At 68.6% G+C, this 24,625-nt stretch carries 20 protein-coding genes; 3 read left to right on the forward strand and 17 right to left on the reverse strand.

Translation table 11 applies throughout. The features are described from left to right. The 5 genes from tsaE to ABT313_RS26595 all read right to left on the reverse strand — a co-directional run bounded on the left by tsaE (window position 1) and on the right by ABT313_RS26595 (window position 5,137). A complete protein-coding gene (gene tsaE, locus ABT313_RS26575) occupies window positions 1–927 on the reverse strand; it encodes a tRNA (adenosine(37)-N6)-threonylcarbamoyltransferase complex ATPase subunit type 1 TsaE (RefSeq protein WP_350859305.1) in 927 nt (308 codons plus the stop codon). Continuing rightward, on the reverse strand, window positions 924–2,042 hold the full coding sequence (locus ABT313_RS26580; protein ID WP_350859308.1) for an alpha/beta fold hydrolase: 1,119 nt from the start codon (window positions 2,040–2,042) through the stop codon (window positions 924–926). Before ABT313_RS26580 ends, tsaE begins: the two co-directional genes overlap by 4 nt. Window positions 2,043–2,048: 6 nt before the next feature. Further along, on the reverse strand, window positions 2,049–3,194 hold the full coding sequence (gene alr, locus ABT313_RS26585) for an alanine racemase (protein WP_350859311.1): 1,146 nt from the start codon (window positions 3,192–3,194) through the stop codon (window positions 2,049–2,051). 15 nt (window positions 3,195–3,209) lie between these two features. Then, window positions 3,210–3,851: an HAD family hydrolase gene (locus ABT313_RS26590; RefSeq protein ID WP_350859314.1), complete on the reverse strand. Its 642-nt coding sequence runs from the start codon at window positions 3,849–3,851 to the stop codon at window positions 3,210–3,212. 68 nt (window positions 3,852–3,919) lie between these two features. Continuing rightward, entirely contained in the window at window positions 3,920–5,137 is a 1,218-nt protein-coding gene (locus ABT313_RS26595; protein ID WP_350859317.1) for a GH12 family glycosyl hydrolase domain-containing protein, read from the reverse strand. Between the two features lie 222 nt (window positions 5,138–5,359). Between ABT313_RS26595 and ABT313_RS26600 the strand changes: the two genes are divergently transcribed. After that, entirely contained in the window at window positions 5,360–6,136 is a 777-nt protein-coding gene (locus ABT313_RS26600; protein WP_350859319.1) for an META domain-containing protein, read from the forward strand. Here ABT313_RS26600 and ABT313_RS26605 read toward each other — a convergent pair whose 3' ends face one another. From ABT313_RS26605 to ABT313_RS26620, 4 genes are all read right to left on the reverse strand, one after another. Next, entirely contained in the window at window positions 6,137–9,064 is a 2,928-nt protein-coding gene (locus ABT313_RS26605; RefSeq protein WP_350859322.1) for a PIG-L family deacetylase, read from the reverse strand. 101 nt (window positions 9,065–9,165) lie between these two features. Further along, the gene (locus tag ABT313_RS26610; RefSeq protein ID WP_350859326.1) at window positions 9,166–10,911 is read right to left on the reverse strand and encodes an ABC transporter ATP-binding protein; all 1,746 of its coding nucleotides are present in this window, start codon (window positions 10,909–10,911) and stop codon (window positions 9,166–9,168) included. After that, window positions 10,908–12,605, reverse strand: a complete 1,698-nt coding sequence (locus ABT313_RS26615; protein ID WP_350859327.1) for an ABC transporter transmembrane domain-containing protein — start codon at window positions 12,603–12,605, stop codon at window positions 10,908–10,910. Before ABT313_RS26615 ends, ABT313_RS26610 begins: the two co-directional genes overlap by 4 nt. Window positions 12,606–12,730: 125 nt before the next feature. Then, window positions 12,731–13,585 (reverse strand): alpha/beta fold hydrolase, encoded by an 855-nt coding sequence (locus ABT313_RS26620; protein WP_350859331.1) that lies wholly within the window; start codon window positions 13,583–13,585, stop codon window positions 12,731–12,733. Between the two features lie 71 nt (window positions 13,586–13,656). Between ABT313_RS26620 and ABT313_RS26625 the strand changes: the two genes are divergently transcribed. Then, window positions 13,657–14,460, forward strand: a complete 804-nt coding sequence (locus tag ABT313_RS26625; RefSeq protein WP_350859333.1) for a GNAT family N-acetyltransferase — start codon at window positions 13,657–13,659, stop codon at window positions 14,458–14,460. On the opposite strand, the gene ABT313_RS26630 is transcribed toward ABT313_RS26625, so the two are convergent. From ABT313_RS26630 to ABT313_RS26645, 4 genes are read right to left on the reverse strand one after another with little or no spacing between them, the layout of a single operon-like run. Next, the gene (locus ABT313_RS26630; protein WP_350859336.1) at window positions 14,442–15,866 is read right to left on the reverse strand and encodes an NAD(P)H-hydrate dehydratase; all 1,425 of its coding nucleotides are present in this window, start codon (window positions 15,864–15,866) and stop codon (window positions 14,442–14,444) included. The genes ABT313_RS26625 and ABT313_RS26630 overlap by 19 nt on opposite strands. 2 nt (window positions 15,867–15,868) lie before the next feature. Further along, window positions 15,869–16,219, reverse strand: a complete 351-nt coding sequence (locus ABT313_RS26635; protein WP_130441349.1) for a holo-ACP synthase — start codon at window positions 16,217–16,219, stop codon at window positions 15,869–15,871. Window positions 16,220–16,256: 37 nt separating this feature from the next. Further along, complete coding sequence (locus ABT313_RS26640; RefSeq protein WP_350859339.1) at window positions 16,257–17,261, reverse strand: LacI family DNA-binding transcriptional regulator; 1,005 nt, start codon at window positions 17,259–17,261, stop codon at window positions 16,257–16,259. A 32-nt stretch (window positions 17,262–17,293) separates the two neighbouring features. Further along, window positions 17,294–19,129 carry an alpha-glucuronidase gene (locus ABT313_RS26645; protein WP_350859342.1) on the reverse strand — a complete coding sequence of 612 codons (1,836 nt, stop codon included), beginning with the start codon at window positions 19,127–19,129 and terminating at the stop codon, window positions 17,294–17,296. Between the two features lie 119 nt (window positions 19,130–19,248). Here ABT313_RS26645 and coaA point away from each other — a divergent pair, with 119 nt between their 5' ends. Beyond that, entirely contained in the window at window positions 19,249–20,202 is a 954-nt protein-coding gene (gene coaA / locus ABT313_RS26650; RefSeq protein WP_350859345.1) for a type I pantothenate kinase, read from the forward strand. Here coaA and ABT313_RS26655 read toward each other — a convergent pair. Genes ABT313_RS26655 through lipP1 form a run of 4 tightly spaced genes read right to left on the reverse strand, consistent with a single transcriptional unit; the run spans window position 20,183 to window position 24,623 of the window. Further along, entirely contained in the window at window positions 20,183–21,346 is a 1,164-nt protein-coding gene (locus tag ABT313_RS26655; RefSeq protein ID WP_350859348.1) for an MFS transporter, read from the reverse strand. The two genes, coaA and ABT313_RS26655, sit on opposite strands and share 20 nt — an antisense overlap. Before the next feature lie 31 nt (window positions 21,347–21,377). Beyond that, window positions 21,378–22,655 carry an aminotransferase-like domain-containing protein gene (locus ABT313_RS26660; RefSeq protein ID WP_350859351.1) on the reverse strand — a complete coding sequence of 426 codons (1,278 nt, stop codon included), beginning with the start codon at window positions 22,653–22,655 and terminating at the stop codon, window positions 21,378–21,380. Beyond that, on the reverse strand, window positions 22,637–23,713 hold the full coding sequence (locus ABT313_RS26665; RefSeq protein WP_350859354.1) for an alpha-hydroxy acid oxidase: 1,077 nt from the start codon (window positions 23,711–23,713) through the stop codon (window positions 22,637–22,639). Before ABT313_RS26665 ends, ABT313_RS26660 begins: the two co-directional genes overlap by 19 nt. Beyond that, window positions 23,706–24,623: a LipP1 family hormone-sensitive lipase gene (gene lipP1 / locus ABT313_RS26670; RefSeq protein ID WP_350859357.1), complete on the reverse strand. Its 918-nt coding sequence runs from the start codon at window positions 24,621–24,623 to the stop codon at window positions 23,706–23,708. Before lipP1 ends, ABT313_RS26665 begins: the two co-directional genes overlap by 8 nt. Window positions 24,624–24,625 lie beyond the last annotated feature (2 nt).

The raw sequence follows: 24,625 nt of genomic DNA on the forward strand, positions 1-24,625 counted from the left end.
TCAGTTCTTCTCCAGTACAGACACCCGGACGCCGGACGCGGCCCACCGCGAACCCACCGGCGTGATCCGCACCGCCCGCGTCTCGTCGCTGTCGTCGTCGCCCCGGGTGATCACGATCTCGATGCGGTCCTGCGCCAGCGACTCCGCGATGCCGTGGCCCCATTCGACGACCGTGACCGCGTCCTCCAGACTCGCGTCCAGATCCAGGTCGTCGAGCTCGGCGAATCCACCGAGCCGGTAGGCGTCGACGTGCACCAGCGCCGGCCCGCCGGACAACGAAGGATGCACCCGCGAGATGACGAAGGTCGGCGACGTCACGGCGCCCCGGACCTTCAGCCCGGCGCCGAGGCCCTGAGTGAACGTGGTCTTGCCCGCACCGAGGTCGCCCGACAGCACGAGCAGGTCGCCGGCCCGGAGCTGTCCGGCCAGCTCTTCGGCGATCGCCTGCATGTCCTCGGCGGTCGGGACCGTCAGCTCGACCGGCAGGGCCTTCGCATAGATCAGGTTGTGCGCTTGCTGGTCGACCACGGAGTACCCGCGGCGGCGCCAGAACTCGACGGTGTCCGGCAGTTCGACGCGCGCGATCAGGTTCACCCGGCTGAGCCCACGCCGTACGGCGACCTCCTCGGCGCAGCCGACCATCGCCGAGGCGACGCCCCGGGCCTGGCTGCGCGGGTCGACGGAGACGCGGCGCAGGTTGAGGATGTCGCCGGTCTGCTCGAACAGCATCGCGCCCACCGGGGCGCCGTCCCGCAGCACCAGCAACCCGCCGTGCTCGGCAACGGCGACGGCAACGGTGGTCGCGTTCTCGCTCAACGCGGTCGACGGCGGGTCGAGCACCCGCCGCGCAGAGAAGGCGTGATGAATCACGGTCACGATGTCGTCGACGTGTTCGGCGGTGGCATCGACGACGTGCAGGTCTGTCATTGGGGTCCTAGAGATTGTTCGGCTCTCTCGATCATCCCAAGGAGGGCTGCGGTGAATTCGCGGTGGTGCTCGATCAGGCCCAGGTGGCCGCAGTTCTTCACCTCGACGAGCTCGGCACCGGGCACCCGGCGGACGATCTCCTCGGCATGCGCGAACGGCGTCAGATGGTCCTTGTCGCCGCCGATCACCACACACTCGACCTTCTGCAGCGGCTCCAGGGCGTCGAACTTGTCGTGCAGCGCGAAGATCGGATAGAACTCCGCGATCACCTCGATCGGCGTGGCCGCGATCATCTCGTTGACGAACTCGGTGAACGCCGGCGGCACCTCGGAGCCGAACGAGTACTTCCGGGTCAGCAGGTAGCTGATGTCCGAGCCGGCCTTCCGGCTGCGCTCGACCACGTCGGGGATCCGCGCCAGCGCGGCGACCGTCGGCGTCGCCAGCGACCGCGCAAGCATGCCGAGCTTGCCCGGGAACACGATCGGTACGCCGTCCAGCCCGCCCGCGCTGGTCGAGCACAGGCCGACGCCGATCACCCGGTCGCCGAACAGCTCCGGGTGCTGCTCGGCCATCGCCATGATCGTCATGCCACCCATCGAGTGACCGATCAGGATCACCGGACCGGTCGGCGCGAACTCCTCGATGATCCCGTACAGGTCCCGGCCGAGCTGCTCGATGCTGACGTGCTCCTTCGGCGACCGGCCCGACCGGCCGTGCGAACGCTGGTCGTAGAACACCATCGTGCCGATGCCGGCCAGGTCGCGGCGCTCGAAATGCCAGGCGTCCATGTTCAGCCCGTAGCCGTGCGCGAAGATCACAGTCAGGTCCTCGGGCGGCAACGGAAGCTTCCGGCCGAGTCGGCGCTTCGGCGGCGGTGCGGGTCGTCGGGAGCGCTTCAGCTCGTCGACTTCGACGTACAGCTCGACGCCGTCGTCGGCGGTGAAGACATGCGGCGTGCCACGTTGGGACCCGAACGGCTCGGCCTCGAGCTGCTTGCGCTGCCCCGAGCGCCGGCCGATGACAGTGCGCTCGACCGCGACTCCGGCTGCGGCGCCGGCCGCCAACACACCGACCGCGGCCCCGATCAGACCAGCAGTCCGTCCCGCTTTGGACATGCCGGTCTACCTTTCCGTGTCTACGTACCTGCGCGGGATCCGGGCGCCCAGGCGGGTGACGATCTCGTAGTTGATGGTGCCGGCCACGTCGGCCCAGTCGTCCGCCGTCGGCTCGCCCGACGTACCCGGACCGAACAGCACGACCTCGTCGCCCGCAGCAGCCTGGTCGTCCTCGAGGTTGACCACACACTGATCCATACAGATCCGGCCGACGACAGTACGACGTCTGCCGCCCACCTGGACCGGGGCGCCGTTCGACGCGTGCCGAGGCAGACCGTCGCCGTACCCGAGCGGGATCAGGCCGAGGGTCGACGGTCGCGGCGCGGTCCAGGTCAGGCCGTACGAGACGCCGGCGCCGGACGGGACGCGCTTCACCATCGCGAGCCGGGCCTTCAACGTCATCGCCGGCTTCAGCCCGAGCTCGGACGACGGCAGCGCATGCCCGAACGGCGACAGCCCGTACGTCGCGACGCCGGGCCGGACCAGGTTGAAATGCGTCTCCGGCAGCGCCAGCGTCGCGCCCGAGTTGGCCAGGTGCTTGAACTCGGCGTCGATGCCGAACGACTCCGCGACCTCGACCGCCTCGGTGAACGTCGCCAGCTGGGACTCGTTCACCGGGCTCTTCGGCTCGTCGGACGAAGCCAGATGCGACCAGATCCCCTTGACCTCGATCCGCCCGGCCGCCTGCTCGCGCACAGCGGCCCGGATCAACGCCGGCCATTCCTCGGGTACGGCGCCACCGCGCGACATGCCCGTGTCGATCTTGAGGTGCACGCGAGCAGGCCGATCCGTCACACCCGCCGCCAGCTCGTCGATCTCCCACGGCGCACCCGCCGACAGGTCGATACCGGCGTCGATCGCGTCGGTCAGCGGCTCGCCCGGCGTGGTCAGCCAGCAGAAGATCGGGCCGGTGTCACCGGCCTCGCGCAGCGCGAGCGCCTCCTCGAGCACGGCGGCGCCGATCCAGCCGGCGCCGGCCTCGCGGGCAGCGCGAGCGACCTGCACCATCCCGTGCCCGTAGCCGTCGGCCTTGACCACGGTCATCACCTGCGCGCCCTCGGCACGGGCACGCAGCGTCGTCACGTTGTGGCGGATCGCAGCGAGATCGACGACCGCCTCAGCGCGGACCGGGTGTGACTGAGGAGTAGACATGGTCCATCCAGTGTCTCAGGCGGCGTCGATCAGGTTGGCCAGGGCTGCCATGTTGTGGAAAACCGTATCCGCATCGGAAAGTTTCGCCGGGTCCGTCATACCGGCGTACCCGAACACCTTCATACCGGCCGCGACGGCCGCCGCGACGCCGAGCGGGCTGTCCTCGATCACCAGGCACTCGGCCGGCTTGACGCCCATCGAACCGGCCGCGTGCAGGAACAGATCCGGCGCGGGCTTGCCGTGCGCAACGTCCTCGGCGCTGAAGATCCGCCCCTCGAACCGGTGCAGGAACCCGACCGCGGTCAACGCCGTACCGATCCGCTGATGCGTTCCGGATGACGCCAGGCAATAGGTGACGCCGCGGGCGTCCAGGTGATCGAGGACAGCCTCAACGCCCTCGATCGCCTGAAGCTGGGCGAATCCTTCGAAGAGCCGCTGGTGGTACCGGTCCTCGAGATCCGCCGGCAGCGGGTGCCCCAACTGCGCCTCGGCCTGCTTGCGCATCGAGGCCATCGAGCCGCCCATGAAGTCCCGCACGGTTTCCTCGAACGTGTACGGCAGTCCCGCCTCGGTCAGCAGCTCGGCCAAGATGGTGTTGGCCAGCCGCTCGGAGTCCACCAGCACACCGTCGTTGTCGAAAATCACGAGTCCGATCACGACAGAAACCCTAAGCGGCCACCACCAAGAGGTGGCGGCCGCAGGGGTACGCGAGAGCGAACCGGGGGTCAGTTCTCCTGGATGGAGAAGTCGGTGAAGTTGAAGCGCTGCTTGGTGTTACCGGTGGAGACGACCTCGACGCCGTAGTCGACCTGCCAGGTGGTGGCCTTCGGGGCCCAGCCACGGGTCTGCATGTCGTTGAAGAAGCTGGCCAGCGGCATCGTGCCGGACTTCTGCGTCACCTGCGACACGTAGGCGGTGTAGCCGTTCTCGTGCCAGACGTCGTAGGTGAACCCGCCGAACGTCACGGTGCCGATCTTGTTGCCGGCCGGGACCTGCTTGGAGTTGTCGGTCCAGATCATCAGCTCGTTGTTCAGGCCGTCACCGATCCAGACGTCGAACGCGACGTTGTAGATGCAGGCCGAGCAGTTGGCCGGCGTAGTGGCCGCGAACTTGGCCGACTGGATCTTCGACAGCGGCACGTCGTTGTAGTCCTTGTGCACGTTCGGGTACGCCTGGACACCCTTGTCGCCGGGCAGCGGCTGGGTCACGTCGAGGAACCAGTTGTTGTAGTTGCAGGCGCTCAGCGTGTAGGTGCCGTTGTCGTTGTTCCACATGTTGTTGTGGACGTAGTACGCACCGAACGTCCGGCCGTCACCCTGGTTGTTCGTCGAGGTGGTGACGAACGACGGGTTGGTGCAGGTCGCGCTCGGGCTGCCGGTCGACGTGGGCGTCGTCGTGGTCGGCGGTGACGTCGGAGGGGTCGACGTGGTCGGGGGCTTGGTCGGCGTCGTGGTGGTGTGCGTCGGCGTCGCCGTCGGGGTGGTGGTCGTCGGCGGCTTCGTCGGCGTCGATGTGGAGGTCGGCGTCGGCGTGGTCGGCTGCGAGGCCACGGCCGCGAAGTCGTAGTGAACCGTGTACGTCAGCTTGGCGCCGGCGCGGTAGTTCTTGCCGTCGTACCGCAGGGCGCGCAACCGGTAGCTCTTGTCTGTGGTGCGGCTCGGGTCGATCGACACCATTGCGGGACCGGAAGCGGTCGCGGTGATCGCGACGGGCTTCTGGCCGAAACCGTGCAGGACGGTGCAGCCGGAGTACGCGTCGATGACGCAGGTTTCGACGCGTCCGACGCTCGGGAGGGCAGTGACCGTGCTGTCCGCTGCGTTCGCGGTCGATACCGGCGAGTCCTTGGCCGCATGAACGACGATCGGCGCTGCGACGAGCGCGCCGACTGCGAGGATCACCGCCGGGACCAGCTTGCGACTCCGGGCAGTTCGGGTGGGGGGCATGCGAAGAGATCCTTTGTGTGCTCGACGGGTCGCCCTGTTGCCCCAGAACTTCAGTGCGGCCCTCAACTGTTCGATTGAATCCCCAGTAGGGCCGGTTCGTCCGGCCTTGTCGTGCTATTCGCTCTCGCGTACGGCCGTGACGTTATCGAACCGTGATCAGGCCTGCCAACACTGGGTCCCGATTTAACGCAACGCGAACATGCCCGCTGACGTCCTCCGGGTGTGAACAAACGGATGATCGCTCTGGCCGGAACCGTGCTTCTGCTGGCGGGCTGCGGGCAGGACACGGACCCGGCCGCCGGCGCCTCGCCGGTCGGCAGGACGTACCTGTCCACCTCGGTCACCGAGGACGGAAAACCGAAGCAGCTCGCCCCGAAGACGCGGGTCCGGCTGCAGTTCACCGACGACGGACGGCTGGTCGCGGACGCCGGTTGCAACTCGATGCAGACCAAGGTGTCGACCAAGGACGGCAAGCTCACGCTCAACGGCGAGCTGGCATCGACCGCGATGGGCTGCCCCGGTCCCCAGCAGGGCCAGGACCAGTGGCTGGCCGGCATCATCAGCGCGAAGCCGACCTGGAAGCTCGACGGCAACAAACTCGATCTCACCGCGGGCAGTACGACGATCTCGCTGACCGACCGCAAGATCGCCGAGCCCGATCTGGCCGTCGACGGCACGAAGTGGGCGCTGTCCACGGTGATCAACGGCGAGGCCGCCTCGCACCAGGCCGGATCCGAGAGGGCGTGGATCACCCTGAACGGCGAACGTGTTACCGGTTCAACCGGTTGCAACGACTTCCAGGGCACGGTCGCGCGGTCCACCGGCAAGCTCACCTTCGGCGAACTCGCCACCACCCGGCGGGCCTGCGCCGGCGACGCCGCGACGCTGGAATCCCAACTGCTGCAGGGATTGCGGGGCGAGGTGACCTACCAGGTCACCGGCGCGGAACTGCAGCTGCGTTCCGCGACCGGCGGCCTGGACTTCACGGCGGTGCGCTGACTACCCGATGCGGAGATCGAAGGCCTGCACCTCGTTCTGGGTTGTTTCGTAGGACACGAGCAGGTGGCCCTGGTCCTTCAGTTGGGCGCGTTGGGCCGCGGTCAACGGGATCGTCCAGTGCTGGACCCCGCGGGTGATGGCCTGCGTGGCCTGGTTGACCAAGTGGCCGCTCATGTTGGGAGACCACGGCGGAGTGGCGCCGTCAGTGATGGCGCACGGGGTGAAGCCATAGTCGGGTGGCGGGTCGGTCGTGCAGGACGTCGTCCAGACCGGGATAGCGGCGATTTGCCCGCTGGTCAGGAAGGCCCTTGCGGTACCTGAACCCTTGGACGAGGTAACCAGGTCGACTCCGGTCGGGCGGACCTTGCTCGACAGGATCTTGAGGTCGTCGGTCGGGACGCGCCCGGAGATCGGTACGCCGTTGCGTGCCGACTGCGCGATCGTCTGCGGCGACAGCGCGCCGTTGAGGTTCGGGTTCGAGACGTTCGGCGGCGTCGGTGTGGTCGAGCGGTCGGACGGCGGCGTGTAGCCGGGCAGCGTCGCCAGGCCCCAGCGGTACGGGTCGGACTGCACGGATCCGAGCGCCGACCACGCCAGTCGCGTACTCATGTCGATGTGCCGCAACGTCGTCGTACCGGGTGCTGACGTGTCGTCGTTGTCGTACGGCGTGATGTTCAGACCGAGCCGGGACGGGTCTACGGCGGCCGGGAGGTCGGCGAGCGGGATCTTCACCTCGAGGTCGTACCCGCCACCGGCATACGCGTGCGGCACCGTCGTCTCGTTGCTGCCCACCCACTGCGCGGTCGACGCTACCTGGACACCCGGTGCGTTGCCGGTGTCGAGGGCGCCGCTCGAGTAGCCCTGGTGGTTGTCCGCGTCGCGTTCCCAGCACGGTCCGCCGCTCTGGGTGAACGGGAAGATGCCGAGCTTGAACGTGTTCGCGGTGTCCTTCAGCGCCTCGGAGGCGTTGCCGCGCGGGTCCAGCAGGATCTCGACGGAGTCGGCCTGCCAGTGACCGACGCACTCCGCCGGGGTCACGGCGTACGACTGGTAGTCGTCGCGGATGTGGATGAAGAAGAACAGCGCGTCATCGGACCAGCTGACCTTCGCCGTACTGCCTTCTCCTGTTGACGAAACGCCGCAGTCGTCGACCCCGGTGCAGGTCGCCGCGCCCTGCCAGATACGGCCGAGATCGAGGGTCTGGCCCGGATACTCACCCGGCTCGGCCTTGCCGTCGACCACTGGCGTTGCCTGTGGGATGACGGTGGTCGGGACGAGCGTGAGAGTCAGCGTCTCGGTGCCGGTCGCGGTGTGGATCGGGATGCTGACGTTCTGGTTGGCGGGCAGAGCTGTGTCGGTGTTGGTCAGCTTGAACGTGACGGTCTGGTCGGCTCCGGGCTGTACGTCGTACGGCTTGGACGCCGCGTCGATGGTGAAGTCCGCCGGCAGGTCGAGCGAGACCGCGCCGGTCTGCGGTTGCGTCGACCAGTTGTGGACGACGACCGGGATGTCGATCGTCTGGCCGATGCCCATCGACTGGATCGCCTGGGAGCGGCCGAGGCGGTTGGCCTGCGGGGCGGTGTTCTGCAGCCACTGGTCGTACTCGGCCCAGTTGCCCCACCGCTGGAAACGTCCCTCGGCGGCGGCGACGATGCGTACGACGTTGTCGGTGTAGCCGGTCGCGTGCTTGGTCGTGTAGAGCGCGGAGACCTTCGCGTTCTGGTCGACTGTCGCGTTGGCGGCCGGGGTGACGGTGAACGTCAGGTCGGCGGACGGCTTGTCCTTCACCTGCTGCGGGCCGCTGACCGACCAGCCGGCCGGCACCGTCAGCGCGACGTTGCCCTTGGCAAGCTTTCCGTTCGGGGCCTTGAGGTGGACGGTCGCCTGGAAGGGCTCGCCGGCGACGTTGTAGAAGCGGCTGAAGGTGATGTACTCGAGGGTCCCGAGCGGGAGTCCGCCCGGGTCCGGCTTCTTCGCGCCGAACAGGATCGCGTCGTCACGACCGGCCGCGGCGTTGGTGTTCGGCTGGAACGGTACGAACGACTCGGTCATCCCGAACCGCGGGCAGGCCGGCACCGAGACACCCTTGTACATCACCCGGCTCTGCGTCGGGTACGCCGCGCGTCCCTCGTCGGCCACCTGCTGCCAGATCTTCGGCGTACCAGCGGTCTGTGCCTGCGAGTTGCCGGCCGGCCAGGTGTACGGCGAGTTGTAGCCGGTCCACACGCCGGCGACGGTGTCGAGGCCGGTCGGGGTGAATCCCGTGGTGCAGTTCGCGGCGGTCGTCGTACCGCCGGTGCCTGCTGTGGCGCCGCCGGAGAAGACCTTCTTCACCTGCCACGTGCTGAGCGCGTGCGGGCCTTTCAGCTGCTCCGGGAACATGTTCGGGTCGGCGGCCGCGAGTACGCCTTCCCAGATCAGGCGGCCGGCCTGCTGGTGGTTGCCGTGGCCGGCGGCGAGGGTCGGCGTGAAGCCGATGTAGATCTCGGGCTGCGTCTCGCGGATCACGCGGGTGACCCGTCGCAGCGTCTCCTGCTCGTCCCAGAAGTACTGCGTCAGCGGCGCACTCTGGTTGTAGAAGAAGTCGATCCGGTCGAGGTTGAAGATGTCGACGGTGCCGGAGCGGTAGTGCGCGACGCGGTCCTCGTTCTCCCGGCGCAGGCCGAGGTCGGGCCCGAGCTCGTTACCGGCCGCGTTCCCACCACCCTCACCGCGGGTCACCTGGATGACGCCGCACTTGACGCCGTACAACTGATGCCACACCCCGCACGGCCCGATGATGCTCGTGTCGTCGTCGGGATGGGCCCACTCCCCCATCACATCGATCTTCGTCTGACGATCAGCCACATAAGGCCGCGCCGTGGCAACCGCCGGAACCGGCAGCACCGCAAGCAGAACCAGAACCAAAAACCCCACAAGTCGCTTCACGTGCACACTCCAAAGGCGGCGGAGGCACTAGCAAACCCAGTCCTACGTCCGACCCCCCCACCCCCGCAACAGGAATCGCGTGGCGCACAAGTTGCTGGGTATCAGGTTTCGGTGTGCCAGGTTTGCCAGAGTTGGCCGTAGGGGCCGTTGGCGGTTACTAGTTGGTGGTGGGGGCCCAGTTCGACCAGGCGGCCGGAGTCCATGACGGCTATTCGGTCGGCGTCGTGGGCGGTTTGTAGGCGGTGGGCTATGGCTATGACGGTGCGGCCTCGGAGGACGGCGGCCAGGGACTGCTCTGTTTGGCGGGCTGTTTTGGGGTCCAGGAGGGAGGTGGCTTCGTCGAGGATCACGGTGTGGGGATCAGCCAGGACGACTCGGGCCAGTGAGAGTTGCTGGGCGCTGGCGTCGTCGAGTTTGGTGTCTTCGCCGAGGTCGGTGTCCAGGCCGTTGGGTAGGTCGTTCCACCACGTGGCGCCGACGGCGTTCAGGGCGGCGTGGAGTTCGGCGTCGGTTGCGGTCGGCTTGGCGATGAGCAGGTTGTCGCGGACGGTGTCGTGGAAGACGTGATGGTCCTGGGTGATGAGTACGACGTGCTCGCGCAGCTGATCCGGCGGGAGGTCGGCAACCGGCGTACCGCCGATCGTCACCGACCCGATGTGCGGACGGTCGAGCCCGGCGAGCAGACGCGCGAGGGTCGACTTGCCCGCTCCGGACGTGCCGACGACGGCGAGGCGTTCGCCGGGTTGCACGACCAGGTCGATGCCGTGCAGTACGTCGCGGGCGCCCGTGTAGCTGTAGTGCGCGTTGTCGACGCGGATGCGATCGCCAGCGACGCTCTCGGTCCGCGGTGCCGACTCAGCTCGCGGGATGTCCGCGAGACCCTCGACGCGGGCGTACGACGCTCCCGCGCCTTGCAGCTGCTCGATCCAGAGCATCAGCGTGTCGAGCGGGCCGACGAGTTGGCGCAGGTACACCGTCGCGGTCACCACGATGCCGAGGCTGACCATGTCATGGAGGTAGAGGGCGCCGCCGATCAGCAGGACCCCGACCACCGGGAGCCCCAGCGCAATCTCGGACCACGGGAACAGAACAGTTCGCAACCACAATGCCGACAGCCGCGCGGACCGGGCTTCGGCGATGGACTCCTCCGTGGCCTCCGTACGCCGACGTTCCAGCCCGAGCAGCTCGACCGTACGCGCGCCCTTCGCCGTACTCGCGACCACATCGGCCATCTCCGCACCGGTCGCCGCGACCGCCAGGTAGACCGGCCGCGCACGTCGTACGTACCACCGCACTGCAGCCCCGACGCCGAGCAAGCACACGAGCCCGCACAGCCCGAGCCGCACGTCCAGCACGAGCACCGCGACGATCAGGAACAACGCGTGCACGCTCGCCACGAGCACCTCGGGTACAGCAGATCGCAACGTCACCGCGACGAGAGACGCATCCGTACTCCCGCGCGCAATCAGGTCTCCCGTCGGCAGATGGTCGGCAACGCGCGGAGGCAACGCCAGCGTCCGCTGCAAGAAGCGCTCCCGGACGCGCGCCGCCGTACGCTCGCCGAACCGATAGCCGATCTTGAGCGCCCACCACGCCAGAACCATCTGTACGACGGTGAACACCAGCGCACCGAACGCGAGTCGATCGACAGAACTGAGCACGTCACCGGAGCCGGCGCGGATCGTGTCGATGATGCGGCCGAGCAGCCAGGGCCCGACCAGACCAGCCGCGGCCGCAAGCCCGTTCACCACGACGACACCGACAACGGAACGACGGTCCGCACCGAGGTCACGGATCAAGGCAGCACGTACTTCGGCAGGCCCCGCGACCGGCAGCTGCGTACTCACGAGGCATCACCCTGAGCCCGCGATACCAGGTCGCGATAGTACGGATCGCTGCGCAGCAGATCCGCGTGCGTCCCGGCCGACGACACCTTGCCGTCGACCAGGACGATGACGTCGTCGGCACGGTCCAGCGCGAGGGGCGACGTGGTCGTGATGACCGTCGTCGTGTCGCGCCTGACTTCGCGGATGCGGTCGATCATCGCCGCTTCGGTGTTCGCGTCGACGGCAGACGTCGGTTCGACTGCCAGCAGTACGTCGGGTGTTGCGTAGATCGCGCGAGCGAGCCGGATCCGTTGCCGTTGGCCACCGGACAGGTCGCTTCCGCCGGCGGCGATCGTCGAATCCAGACCCCTAGGTAGCGCCTCGACAATGTCCTCGGCGACGGCCACGCGAAGCGCCGTACGAATCCGTTCGTCGTCCGGCTCGATGCGCCCGGCAACAACCTCTCGAACCGTACCCGCGAACACCTCGGCGTCGTTGTCGGCAACAACTAAACGGCGCCTGAACTCCTCGCGCGCGAGCTCGTCGATCTCCATACCTGCTTGGGAATCCGTGTGCACCTGCCCGAGCCGTTCGATCACCGCAACCGCCTCCGCCGGGCGCGCAGTGACCAACGCAGTCAGAGCACCAGGCCTCACAACCACGCCCGACTCCGGGTCGGCCAACGGGACGTCGCCGATCGATTCGGGATTGCCATAGTTGCGCTTGGCAACCGGCAGGTTGAGCAGATCGACGATTCGTTGCCCCGCCACCCGAGCTCGTGCAATGTCCCCGCCGCCCTCGATGAAGAACGACACGGGTACGACGAGCACCGCGACGTACCCGTAGACGGCGACGACATCGCCGATCGTGATCGACCCGGTGGCAGCCATTCGCGCCGACAGCCACACGACGGCGGCAAGGAACAGCGCCGGCAGACCCGTCGAGAGCGCGACGACCCAACTGGTCGGGCCGGCGACCCGGTAGCCGCGTCGTACCAACCGCTGCGACTGGTCTTGATACCGGTCGGCGACGAACTGCTTGCCGCCGAGACCGTTGAGGACGCGCAGTCCGGCGAGTACGTCGACCAGCCGGACCGTCAACCGTCCTTGGTGCACGCGGTACTCCCCGCCTGTGCGTTCGATGCGCTGCAGGAACGGGCCGACGGCGATGGCGAGCAGCGGTACGCCGGCGAGGACGACCGCCGCCAGCAAGGGGTTGATGGTGAACAGCACGACTGCGACAACGGCGTACGCGATGACCGCGCCGACGCCGGGACCGGTGACGGTCAGAGCCATCGCGACCGTGTACACATCGGCGATGCCGACGGTCACGACCTCGCCTGCGGTCACCCGCTTGGCCAACGAGGCACCCAGGCGGCTCGTGTGCCAGACGGTGGCGCGGACCGCGCGGAACGACGCGTCCATGCGGATCTTGGTCATGGTCCGATGCCGCGCGATCCCGAGCAGCGCGTTCATCACGCTGACCGCGAGCAGGACCAGAGCCCAGCCGACGAGGGCGGAGGTATCGCGGGCCACAAGCCCGTCGTCGACAGCGCGGGACAGCACCCATGGCGGCACGGTCAGGCCGACCGTCCAGCAGGTGCCGAGCACCGCGCCCAGCGCGATCCGCCGGCCCTGCGAGCGAGTGAGCCAGTAGAGGAACCGCATGGGGCTCGCCAGATCGGTTGCGGTCGGCGGGACCCACGTCTCGTTCATTCGGTCCAGCCAAGCACGCACGGCCGCCCCTCGCCGCCGCCTACGGTCGCTGGCCATGCCCCAGATCCTTCCAGCAATGCCGGACCATCCGCGCCTTTGTGATTGGCTTCACAAAGGCGTTGCGGTCAGCTGTGGCGGTCGAGGAACGCGGTGAGTACGGCGACGTACTGCGCGCGCTGGTCGCGGCGTACGGAATGGCCGGCACCGGCGATGTGCGCCGACTGGAACTCGCCGGCGGCCGCTTGGGCGCAGCGCTCGGCGTACTCGGTGGAGATCAGGCCGCCGCGTTCGGTGTCGCCGTGGATGAGCAGGACCGGGCAGGTGATCTCGGCCAGGAGGTCGGTCAGCGGCCGCGGGTCGCGGTACGGCAACTCGAACAGGTGCGGGTTGACCTGCGCCTTGGACACGGCCCACGGCTCGAGCTCGTCCTCGGGCCAGTCAGGGTCACTCGCCCGCCCCCGTGCGATCCGCGCCGGCACCTCAAGCTCGCGCAAGTCCGCGAGCCAAGCCGGCATAACCATTGGCCCGTCCTCCTGCTCACCATCCGCCGACTGCTGGTCGGCGACCGGCGCCGGCTCGTCGGCGGCAGCCGCTTGCGGGTCGGTGGGCGGCGGGCCGGTTGGCGGGTCCTCCAGTACGACGGCGCGGACCAGGTCCGGCCGCGCGGCCGCCAGGTGCGCGGCCGACATCGCGCCCATCGAGTGCCCGACGACGACAAACCCGCCGTCGGCCGGCTGGCTCGACAGGACGAGTGCGGCATCGTCGCGATGAGCTGTGTAGCTGACGGGTTCCTCCGGAAGGCCGGACTCCCCGTGCCCGCGCGCGTCGATCGCGAGCGCCTGGATCCCCGGCATCGCTGCCATCAACGGCTCCCAGCACTGCGCCGAGTCCGAAAACCCATGCAGGAAGGCAACCTCGCCCGCCGCCTCACCAGTCCGGTACCACGCCAGATGACCAGTCCTACCTCGCACCGTGAACATGCCTGCGGACGATAGCGCACCCCGAACACCGACGCCGGTCGGCCGGAGTGCCGCGGTTAGAGTTTGGCGGCATGGATCCTGCCGAGCTGCTCGAGGCTGCAGACCGGAACGTGGCGGCGGTATTGCGGCATTTCGCGGCCAACGCCGAAGGTGCCGTGACGTCCGAGGGCTCAGCAGCCCTGCTCGTGGCAGCCGACGTGCCCTACCCCGGCGCGTTTCACAATGCCGCGTTTCGCCTTGATCCGAGTTCCGACGCCGAGACGGTTCTGGACGAGATGAGCACCTTCTCGGCCGAACACGAACGCGACCTGATCCTGTGGGCATCGACCGACCGGGACAAGGACCTACAGCGAGCCGCGGAGGACGCCCGCCTGCAGTTTCGCTCGACCGCGGTCGGAATGGCGATCGAGACAGCTCCCGACAAGCCGGCTGTTGCGGGTGGCGTCGAGCTCATCAGCGTCACCGACTCGGCCGGCGTAGAGCAGTTCGCCTCGGTTCATGAACAGCTGTTCCGCGATTCCCGCCGCCCTCCCGAAGCGGTCGCCCACTTCGCCTCGCCAGGCGCGCTGCTCGCGCCCAACACTGCAGCATTCGTAGCCCGGTTCGAGGGGCGGCCGGTGGCTTGCGCGATGACGGTGACATCAGGCCCGGAGGCCGGTGTGTACTGGGTCGCAACCCGGACGGACGCCCGCCGCCGAGGTTTCGGCGAGCTGGTGACGCGGGCGGCCGCGCGGGCCGGGTTCGAGCTCGGCGCGCGGGTTGTGGTCCTCCAGTCGACGGACCAGGGCATGCCGCTCTATAGACGGCTCGGGTTCACCCCGTTCACTTCGTACGCGAGATATCTCGCCACGCCCGGTCAGCCGCCGAGCAAGTAGCGCGTGACTTCGGGGAGGGCGGCGGCGACGGACATCGCGGTGACCGGGCCGGAGGACGATGCGAGGTTGGCAGCGGACGCGTGCAGGTAGGCGCCGACGCTGCCGGCGTCCAGTGGGGTCAGGCCGCTGGCCAGGAGTGAGCCACAGAGGCCGGCGAGGACGTCGCCGGCGCCGGCGGTGGCCAGCCAGGGGGTGGCGTTGGTGTTGACGCGGACCTGGCCGTCGGGGGCTGCGATGACGGTGGTGGCGCCCTTGAGGAGGACGGTTACGTCGTACCGTTCGGCGGCCAGGCGGGCGTGTTTGAGGCGCTCGGCTTCGACGGTGGCGCGGTCGACGTCGAGGAGTCGGGCCAGTTCGCCGGCGTGCGGCGTGGCCAGTACGTCGACGTGGTCGCCCGAGTCGTCCAGAGCCTTCAGCCCGTCGGCGTCGAGTACTACGGGCTCCTCGGCGTCCAGCAGTTCGCGGATGCGCGGGATGTCGAGCTCGTCGCCCAGGCCCGAGCCGATCGCCCAGGCCTGCACGCGGCCGACACCCGCGACGATCTCGGGATGGGCGGCGCGGACAGCTTCCGCGACGGCGTCGGGGCCGACGTACCGGACCATGCCGACGGGGCCGCCGAGGGCGCCGGAGGTGGCGATGACGGCGGCGCCGGGGTACTGCGTGGAGCCGACCATCAGGCCGAGTACGCCGCGGGAGTACTTGTCGGACTCGCCGTGCGGGACCGGGTAGAGGCGGCGGATGTCGGAGGTCTGGAGGGACTCGACTTCGGCCGGTGGGAGGTCGAGGCCGATGTCGACGAGGTGGACCGGGCCGCAGGCGGTCGCGGCGGGGTCGACGAAGTGGCAGATCTTGTGGGTGCCGAAGGTGACGGTGAGGGCGGCGTTGACGTGGGGCTCGGGGGTCTCACCGGTGTCGACGTCGACGCCGGACGGGGTGTCGACAGCAACAATCGGTACCCCGAACCGCTCCGCAAGCCGCACAACCGCCAGCGCATCCGGACGAAGCCCCGGTCGCCCACCAATCCCCACAATCCCATCCACAACCACATCCGCACTCCTAACAACACCTTCCACACTGCTGTCGGTGTTGGTGGTTAGGGAGATGGGGCGGCCGCCTGCCGTTTTGAGGGCGGCGAGGCCTTCTGGGTGGGTCTTGTCGGAGAGGAGGATGGCGGTTACTTGGGCGCCGCGGCGGGCGAGTTGGGCGCCGGCGTACAAGGCGTCGCCGCCGTTGTCGCCGGAGCCGATCAGGAGAACCACCCGGGCGCCGTAGGTGCCGCCGAGGAAGTTGCTGATGGCAACTGTCAGGCCGGTGGCGGCGCGTTGCATCAGCGTGCCTTCGGGGACGCGGGCCATCAGGTCGGCCTCGGCGGTACGGACCTGCTCGACGGTGTGCGCGCTGCGCATGGTCAGCCCTCCAGGATCACCACGGCCGAGGCGATGCCCGCGTCGTGGCTGAGCGACAGGTGCAGGTTCTGTACGCCGAGCCGCGACGCCTGCGCCGCCACGGTCCCGCTGATCTCCAGCCACGGCCGGCCGGTCTCGTCGGTCTGTACTTCGGCGTCGTGCCAGTGCATCCCCGCGGGAGCGCCGAGCGCCTTGGCCAGCGCCTCCTTGGCCGCGAACCGCGCCGCCAGCGAGGCCGGCGGCTTCACCGCCTCCAGCGGCGTGAACACCCGCTCCCGCAAGTTGGGTGTCCGCTCCAACGTCCGCATGAACCGATCCACGTCGACCACATCGATACCCACGCCGACGATCATGCGGGCCAGCCTACGACGCTGGATCAGCAGACATGCTCTAACCCCGGGGTTCCGCGGTGGAGTTGCGGACTCGCATGTCTACGGCGAGGTCGAGGCGGAGGGCGGCGGGGGTGCGGCCGCGGGAGAGGTCGAGGACGACGCGGGCCGCGAGCTCGGCCATCTGGTGGAGCGGTTGGTGGACGGTGGTGAGAGCGGGCGTGACGAATTGGGCGATCGGGAGATCGTCGTACCCGACGACCGACAGGTCACGCGGGATGTCGAGCCCGAGTTCGCGAGCGGCCTGGTAGACGCCGAGCGCCTGCATGTCACTGCCGGCGAAGATCGCGGTGGGGCGGTCGGGCAGGCGCAGCAGGGCGAGCGCCTCCCGGTGTGCGCCGACGACCTCGAAATCGCCGTACCGGATCAGCGACGGATCGACCTCGAGGCCGGTCGACCGCAAAGCGTCGGTGTAGCCGTCGACGCGTTGCCGTGAGCAGAGCGTCTCGATCGGGCCGCCGATCATCGCGATCCGGGTGTGGCCGAGCGTACGGAGATGGGTCGTCGCCATCCGCCCGCCGTTCCAGTTGGCAGAGCCGATCGACGGTACGTCGTCGCCCACGTCGCCGACCGGATCGACGACCACGAACGGGATCCGCCGCGCCTCGAGCTGCGCACGCTGGTCCGCGTCGAGGTCCGAGAACACCATGATCACGCCGAGCGGCCGCCGGTTCAGCACGGATTCGATCCACTGCTGCCGTGGCCGCAGCGCCCCGCCGCACTCCGACAGCACGAGCTCGACACCCTCGGCCCGGGCGACCTCCTCGACGCCGCGGATCAGCTCCATCGCCCATTCGCCGCCGAGCTGGTTGAACACCAGGTCGATCATCGGACTGGCCTGCGTCCCCGGACTGCGCCGCCGGTACCCGTACTCCTGGATCAGGCTCTCGATCCGGGCCCGGGTCGCCTCGGCCACGTCCGCGCGCCCGTTCAGCACCTTGGAGACGGTCGGCACCGACACGCCCGCCTGTTCCGCAATTTTCGCAATGGTCGGTCGCTCGCTCACCACACCCCCTGGCTCGAAACTTTCGAGACAGCTTAGCGGTGGATCGTGCGACCTTGGGTATCCGGTACGCCGCTGAGGCGGTAGAAGAACGTGTTCACCTGGTCGCGCCACGCCCGTGCGTTCGCGAGCTGCGCCTCGAATCGGGCGGTGATGTTCTCCCGCACCACCGGCTCGAACCGCTCGGCGATCACCCGCCAGCGGGCGACCATCGCCTCCACCTCGGCGTACCCCTGGAAGTGGGTGTCGTAGATGTGCTGCAGCACCGTGCTGCCGTTGTGCAGAACGTGGTCATAGGCAACGTGATGGAAGAACAGCAACAACTCGTCCGGGCAGGTGGTGACGTCTTCGTACGTGCCGGCGAGGGGCTCCGGATACTGCCCGGTGAACCCCGATCCGGTCTTCACGGTCCTGTCCACGCCGACGCCGTACCGATCGGCGAAGTGGTACGTCCCCCGCCCCGAGTACTCGTATCCGTTGACGCTCGGCCCGTAGTGCGTCCGCGGCGTGACCATGAACCCGACGCCCAGCGGCGCGGTGTACCGCTCGTACGTCCGCCACGACCCGGACATGATCGTGACAAGCTCGCTGCGCGTCCGGTCGTCCATCGCGAACGTCGCCGCGGCCCACTCGTGCAGCAGGCTGACCGGATCCGTGGCCGGCTCCCAGGCCAGCCGGCCGAAGGCGTAGAGATTGCTCTGGGCAAGTTTGTGGCCGGTCCAGTTGGCGGCATCGCCAACGTTGGACACGGCAACGATCGCACCGATGCGGTCGGCAACCGTCGTACCGCCGCCGCCGGTGGTGTCGAACTGCAGGATCTCCCGCCACCAGGGCGCGAGGTAGCAGAGATCCTGCTGCTGCCCGGAGTACTCCTGCGTCACCTGCAACTCGAGCGCGAACACGGTCTCCTGCAGTTCGCCGAGCAGCGGCGACACCGGCTCGCGGACCTGGAAGTCCGTCGGCCCGTGCTTGACCTGCAGTACGACGTTCTCCTCGAACCGCCCGTCGAGCGGGATCAGGTGGTCGTACGCCGCCCGCGCCCGGTCCGCGCCGCGATCACGCCAGTCGTGCGCCTGCTCGTCACCGGAGTACCGCCAGAACACCGTCCCGCCGTACGGCGCCACTGCCCGCGCGAGCAGGTTCGCGCCCTCGGCGTCCCGGCCCGCCCGCACCACCAGACCGCCGAAATCCGGTACGGCGTCGTACACGCGCCCGATCGTCGCCGACCACCACCGAGCTACCCGCTCGTCCGACGGATCGTCGGTGAACTCGACCGACAGGCTGACCGCGATCCCGTACTCGCGGAACACCGCGGCCAGGCGGGCCACTTCGGGCAGGTCGGCGTTCGCGAGGGCGACCGCGTTGATCCCGATCGAGGCCAGCAGCCGCGCGTACGCACGGACCCGGGTCAGGTCGGGCACCACGCTGCCGTCGCGGAAGAATATCGATCGCCCGGAGTACCCGCGCTCGACCGCGCCGGACAGCTGGTCCCAGTGGTCGAGCATGCGGATCGGCACGGCCGGCTGCTCCACGACGGTGAAGTCGCCGCTCATCCACTCGAAGTACCGGAGCAGGTAGAAGTAGCCGTAGAGCAGTCCGTGTCCGCCCTCGGCCGCGACGACGAGATCGTTGCCGCGTCGTACCACCACGAATCCTTCGACGCCCAGGCCGTGCTCGGGTACCGCCGCCTCGACCTCGCGCCACAACGGGGTCTCGCGGACGCGGGTCATGATGCACACGGCAACTTGTACGTCGGTGCGGAACCGCCGGGTCTGCCGGAGCTCGGCACGGATCGTCTGCGCCAGCGCTCCGGAGGCGTGCACAGTCACCTCGGGGAGCCGCTGCGTACCGAGCCAGGCGGAGTCATCCATCGGTGAGTGATCTTCGCACATCAGCCGGTCACCGAAAGTTTCGAACATCGCGAAGCTGAGACAAAGGCCACGTCGGCCCGATGTGGGTGCAATCCGCGCCGATGGGAAGAATGGGCCACATGCTGCAGCCGTCGCGGGAGGTGACTCCCTACACCGAGCTCGACCGGGCCACCTGGGCGCAACTGGCCGAGACCACCGTCTCCCCGCTGACGGCGGACGAGGTCGAGCGGCTGCGCGGTCTCGGTGACGAGATCGACATGGACGAGGTCCGCGAGGTGTACCTGCCGCTGTCGCGGATCCTCTCGCTGTACGTCCGGCACGCCCGCGCGCTGCACGCCGACACCGAGAGCTTCCTCGGCAAACCGGCCGCGACCCGCACCCCGTTCGTGATCGGCATCGGCGGATCGGTTGCCGTCGGCAAGTCCACGACCGCGCGGCTGCTGCGCGAGTTGCTGGCGCGCTGGCCCGAGCACCCGCGGGTCGCGCTCGTCACCACCGACGGCTTCCTCTGGCCGAACGCCGAGCTCGAGCGCCGGAACCTGATGCAGCGCAAGGGTTTCCCGGAGTCGTACGACCGCAAGGCCCTGCTCCGCTTCGTGGTCGAGGTGAAGTCGGGTATGGACGCGGTCGAGGCGCCGGTCTACTCCCACCTGCACTACGACCGCATGCCCGGCGTCCGGACGACGGTCGAGCAGCCGGACATCCTGCTGCTCGAAGGGCTGAACGTCCTGCAGCCGGCGCCCCGGCACGCGGACGGGAAGAGCGGCCTCGCGGTCAGCGACTTCTTCGACTTCTCGGTGTACGTCGACGCCGCCGCCGACGACGTCCGCTCCTGGTACGTGGCGCGCTTCCTCAAGCTGTGGGAGACGGCCTTCCGCAACCCCGAGTCGTACTTCGTCCGGTACGGCGAGCTGAGCCGCGAGGAAGCGATCAAGAAGGCCGAGTCGCTCTGGGACGGGATCAACGGCCCGAACCTGCGCGAGAACATCCTCCCGACCCGCTCCCGCGCCACCCTGGTCCTCCGCAAGGGCCAGGATCACGCTGTGCGCTGGGTCAGATTGCGGAAGCTCTAACCGCCGGTACGACGGCCACCGCGACGACTGCTGCGGTCAAGGCGAACGCGACCGAGAAGCCGACGCCTCCGACGACCGCGCCGAAGATCATCGCGCCGGCACCCCAGCCGCCGTCGTACGCGAGGTTCCACAGCGCGCTGACCTGGCCGTAGCGCGAGCGGTCGACGCGGTTGTACATGAGAGTCAGGGTGAGGTTCTGCGCGGCGCCGAACCCGATGCCGAAGCAGGTCGAGCCGATCAGGATCGCAACAGCGCTGGGCAGGAAGACCAGCGATCCGGCACCGACCGCAGCCAGGATCAACGCGGGTGCGAGCAGCTTCGCCGGGCCGACGCGATCTGCGTACCGCCCCGCCAGCCACCGCGCGATGGGTGCTGCGATCGCCTGCAGTAGAAGGGCTGTGGCGACGAGCGACTGCTTGTCTCCGGCAACGGCCAGCGGCAAGAAAGTGACGCTGATGCCCGCGGCAACGGTCACTGCGGCGAAGATCAGGGTCGGGCTCAGCAGCCCGCTGCGCCGTACGCCGCCGAGCACCTTCACGTGCTGCTCTTCTTCGGAAGCGTTGGCAGGCAGACCGATCAAGGCGACGAGCCCGGCGAGCGACGCGACCGCGGCCAGGACGAACAGTGCGCCGAAGCCGATCACGTTGGTCAGGTAGACACCGAGCGGCAGGCCGATCACCGCTGGTACGCCGACAGCGACGCCGTACACGCCGAGCGCCTCACCACGGCGGGTGGATGGGGTGAGATCGGCGACCAGGGCGACTGCCCCGACGACCAGGATCGCCAGCCCCGCACCGCGGACGATGCAGACGGCGAGTACGACCGGCAGCGCGGCGGAGGTCAGCAGCACCAGCGAAGGTGCGCCGAGGAGCACGAGCCCGAGCCCGAGGACGACCTGGTAGCCCCAGCGGGCCAGCATCCGCGGAACCATCAGCTCCACGGCCACCGCGGAGAACATCATCGCGGCGGTCGACAGCCCCGCGCCGACTCCACCGGAGCCGTTCGCGGCCAGGTAGAGCGGGACGACCGAGGTCAGCAGATACATGCTCAGCCCCGAGCCGAACACCATCGCCAGCAGCCGGCCGAACTGGCTGGTCAGCAGCCGCTCGGTAGTCGGAATCGCAATCTCACATGTGGTCGCCATGTGATTCACCGTAGGAACAAACCGGTACGTCCTACAGATCCAGTTCTGAACCGTCCGAGAGGACCAGTTGGTCAGTGATGAAGGCGGCCAGGCGGTTCAGTGCCGCGTCGATCTGCGCCAGGGTGACCGCGCTGCACGACAACCGGAGGGCGTGGACCGAGGTGCCACCGGCGTAGAAGTGGCTCATGGGAGTCCACAGCACGCCGTACTCGCGGGCGGACTTCTCGAGGAGCACGTCGTCGACCGGAAAGGGGACCGTGACGACGACGAAGAAGCCCCCGGCCGGAGCGGTCCAGGCGATCTCGCCGTCGCGGAAGCGGGCGCCGAGTCCCTCGGTAATCGCCCGCAGGTTCGCGGCGTACACCGCGCGCTCGCGCCGATTGGCCGCTACCAGGCTGCAGTCGTTGGCAAGGAGCTTGCCGCCGACGACAGCCTGGGCCACGGGCGAGGTGTTGACAGTCAGCATGCTCTTCAACTTCGAGAGCTCGTCGGCGAAGAGCCCCGCGCCGACCGTCTGATCAGCCACCACATAGCCGACCCGCGCCCCCGGTAGGCCGGTCTTCGCGAACGAGCCGAGGTAGACGACTCGGCGGGACGCGTCGAGCGACTTCAGCGTCGGCATGCGCTGATGACCTTCGGCCGGGAAGAGGCCGTACGGGTTGTCCTCGAGCAGCAGGAGGTTCTCGGCGGCCGCGATCTCGAGCAGACGGCGCCGAGCCGGGAGGTCCATGCTCAGACCGGACGGGTTGGCGAAGTCCGGCATCACGTAGCAGGCGCGCGGACGTCTGCCCTCGGCACGGACCGACTTCAGCACAGTGACCAGATCGTCCTCCTCCCCCACCGGCACGACGGGGAGGTCGACGAGGCGGGCCGCGCCAGTGATGCCGACGTACGTCGGGGAGATGGCGAGCAGCACATCGTCGGAGGTTGCTCGGAGGGCGCGCAGCGTGAGGACCATCGCCTCCTGGCAGCCGACCGTGACGACGATCGCTTCCGGATCCACGTGGATGTCCTCGTCGATCGCGAGGTTGCGGGCGACCAGATCCTGGATGATCCCCTTCGTCCGCCCGTACTGGAAGATCGTCCGCCGGACCGCGGCTTCGTCGTACCCCTGGTCCCGCAGGTACTGCGCGAACAGGTCGAGGTACCGGTGCAGATCCTCGAGCGCGAAGAACTCCTCGGTCGGCCGGCCCGCGGCCAGCGAGATCGCGTCCGGGTAGTGATGCGAGATCTCGTTGAGGAAGTTCATCGAGTTCAGCGCCCGGTCGGTGAGCGAGCCGTGCAGGTCACTCAGCTCGAGATCGGCCATGTCGCTCTCCCCACGTTCAGTTCCCGTACAGCGGCCAGGTCCGCGCATCCCGCGAGCAGCATCGCGTCCCGCACCTCCCGGTCCAGTAGCGCCAGCGCTTCATCCGCCGCGCCGACGGCAAGGGCCCAGAGCAGCGGTCGTCCGATCAGCACACCGGAAGCGCCCGAGGCAAGCGCCTTCAGCACATCGAGACCGCTGCGTACGCCGCTGTCCAGCAGCACGACGCAATCTTTGCCAAGGGCATCTACAACCGGGCCCAGAGCATCGATCGAGGCGATCGCGCCGTCGAGTTGACGGCCGCCGTGATTCGAAACGACGACCCCGTCGGCACCGATCTCGATCGCGCGGCGCGCGTCGCGAGGGTCCAGGATCCCTTTGATGACAAGTGGAAGCGGGCACACCGACCGCAACCACTCGAGGTCCCGCCAGGACACGGCGGGTTCGAAGGCGGAGGCGGTGTGCGCGGCGACCGCGGACAGGCCGGGAACCACGTCGTGCGCCTCTGTCACTTTGTCGACAAGGTTCTCCGGGGCGACCTCCGGCGGGAGCGTGAACTCGTTGCGGATGTCCCGCAATCGACGGCCCATCACCGGTACGTCGACCGTCACCATCAACGCGCCGCAGCCCGCGGCGACCGCTCGCTCCACCAGGCTGGTGACCGCCCGGCGGTCTCGCAGCCAGTAGAGCTGGAACCACGACGGGGCCGCACCGGCGATCTTCTCCAGCGGAACGCTGCTCAAGGTGCTGATCGTGTACGGGACGCCGGCCCGCGAGGCGGCCGCCGCCAGGAGCAACTCGCCCTCGGGGTGGACGAGCTTCTGGTAGGCCATCGGAGCCACCGCGAACGGGAGCTCCCACCGCATACCCAGGACTGTCCAGGACGAGTTCGGCTTTGCCGTGCCAGTGAGGATGCGGGGTGTCAGCGTGATCGCGTCGAAGGCGGCACGGTTGAGCCGAAGCGTGTGTTCGGAACCGCTGCCCCCGGCAACGAAGTCGTACACGGCCGGCGGGAGCACCTCACGAGCAAGCGGCTCGAAGTCGGCGAGGGTCTCAGGCATCTGCGAAGGTTCTGGCAAGCCAGGTCGATGCCTCGGCCATCGCCTTCTTGCCGCCGTCGAGGATGCCGGACATCGCGAAGAAGCCGTGGACCATGCCCTCGTAGCGGCTGAGAGTGGTCGGTACGCCGGCGGCGTGGAGCTTCTCCGCGTAGTACTCACCCTCGTCGCGGAGCGGGTCGTACTCAGCGGTGATCACCAGCGCCGGCGGAAGGTTGGCGTGCGACTCCGCGAGCAGAGGAGACGCCAGCGGATTCTGGCCGTCTGCGGGATCGGTCAGATAGTGCTTCCAGTACCAGCCGACCGAGGTGTTGTTGAAGAGGTACGGGTCGGTGCCTTTGCGCATCGAGATCGTGTCCGAGCCGTACAGCGTGTTCGGGTACACCAGCAGCTGTCCGGCCAGCTCCGGACCGTTGTCGCGGGCAAGCAAAGTCACCGCGGCGGCCAAGTTGCCGCCGGCACTGTCTCCACCGACCACCAGGCGCGCCGGATCAACGTGCGGCTGAGCTGCGATCCACTGCGTCGCCTTGTGGCAGTCGTGAACCGCGGTCGGGAACGGATGCTCGGGCGCCAGCCGGTACCCGACGGTGACCACCTGACAAGGAACGGCGTTCGCCAACTGTCGGCTGATGCCGTCGGCGGTGTCGATGCTGCCCAGCGTCCAACCACCGCCGAAGAAGTACACCAATGTCGGCAGCGGTCCTGCCAGGTCAGGGCGATAGACCCTCAGCGGCAGCCCGTCGTCGGTCGTCACGTCCTCGACGTGATGGACCGGCTCGACCTCGCCGCCCGCGGCCCGGATCGAGGCGAGGTCCGCCTCCCGGGCCTCGGCCAGCGTCTGGGTGTAGAGCTGTGGCACCTGGTGAGACTCACGTTCGGCGCGCATCGCCTCGACCTGCGGGTCCAACGGCATCG

Origin of the sequence: Kribbella sp. NPDC000426, from assembly GCF_040300265.1 — a bacterium.
In the GTDB taxonomy this organism is placed as follows: domain Bacteria; phylum Actinomycetota; class Actinomycetes; order Propionibacteriales; family Kribbellaceae; genus Kribbella.

Excerpts from the sequence above, each read along its gene's own strand:
- ABT313_RS26595 (WP_350859317.1), bottom strand. The coding sequence starts at position 5,137 with ATGCCCCCCACCCGAACTGCCCGGAGTCGCAAGCTGGTCCCGGCGGTG.
- ABT313_RS26625 (WP_350859333.1), top strand. The coding sequence starts at position 13,657 with ATGGATCCTGCCGAGCTGCTCGAGGCTGCAGACCGGAACGTGGCGGCG.
- lipP1 (WP_350859357.1), bottom strand. The coding sequence starts at position 24,623 with ATGCCGTTGGACCCGCAGGTCGAGGCGATGCGCGCCGAACGTGAGTCT.
- ABT313_RS26635 (WP_130441349.1), bottom strand. The coding sequence starts at position 16,219 with ATGATCGTCGGCGTGGGTATCGATGTGGTCGACGTGGATCGGTTCATG.
- ABT313_RS26645 (WP_350859342.1), bottom strand. The coding sequence starts at position 19,129 with ATGGATGACTCCGCCTGGCTCGGTACGCAGCGGCTCCCCGAGGTGACT.
- ABT313_RS26660 (WP_350859351.1), bottom strand. The coding sequence starts at position 22,655 with ATGGCCGATCTCGAGCTGAGTGACCTGCACGGCTCGCTCACCGACCGG.
- ABT313_RS26620 (WP_350859331.1), bottom strand. The coding sequence starts at position 13,585 with ATGTTCACGGTGCGAGGTAGGACTGGTCATCTGGCGTGGTACCGGACT.
- ABT313_RS26655 (WP_350859348.1), bottom strand. The coding sequence starts at position 21,346 with ATGGCGACCACATGTGAGATTGCGATTCCGACTACCGAGCGGCTGCTG.
- ABT313_RS26630 (WP_350859336.1), bottom strand. The coding sequence starts at position 15,866 with ATGCGCAGCGCGCACACCGTCGAGCAGGTCCGTACCGCCGAGGCCGAC.
- coaA (WP_350859345.1), top strand. The coding sequence starts at position 19,249 with ATGCTGCAGCCGTCGCGGGAGGTGACTCCCTACACCGAGCTCGACCGG.
- ABT313_RS26665 (WP_350859354.1), bottom strand. The coding sequence starts at position 23,713 with ATGCCTGAGACCCTCGCCGACTTCGAGCCGCTTGCTCGTGAGGTGCTC.
- ABT313_RS26615 (WP_350859327.1), bottom strand. The coding sequence starts at position 12,605 with ATGAACGAGACGTGGGTCCCGCCGACCGCAACCGATCTGGCGAGCCCC.
- ABT313_RS26580 (WP_350859308.1), bottom strand. The coding sequence starts at position 2,042 with ATGTCCAAAGCGGGACGGACTGCTGGTCTGATCGGGGCCGCGGTCGGT.
- alr (WP_350859311.1), bottom strand. The coding sequence starts at position 3,194 with ATGTCTACTCCTCAGTCACACCCGGTCCGCGCTGAGGCGGTCGTCGAT.
- tsaE (WP_350859305.1), bottom strand. The coding sequence starts at position 927 with ATGACAGACCTGCACGTCGTCGATGCCACCGCCGAACACGTCGACGAC.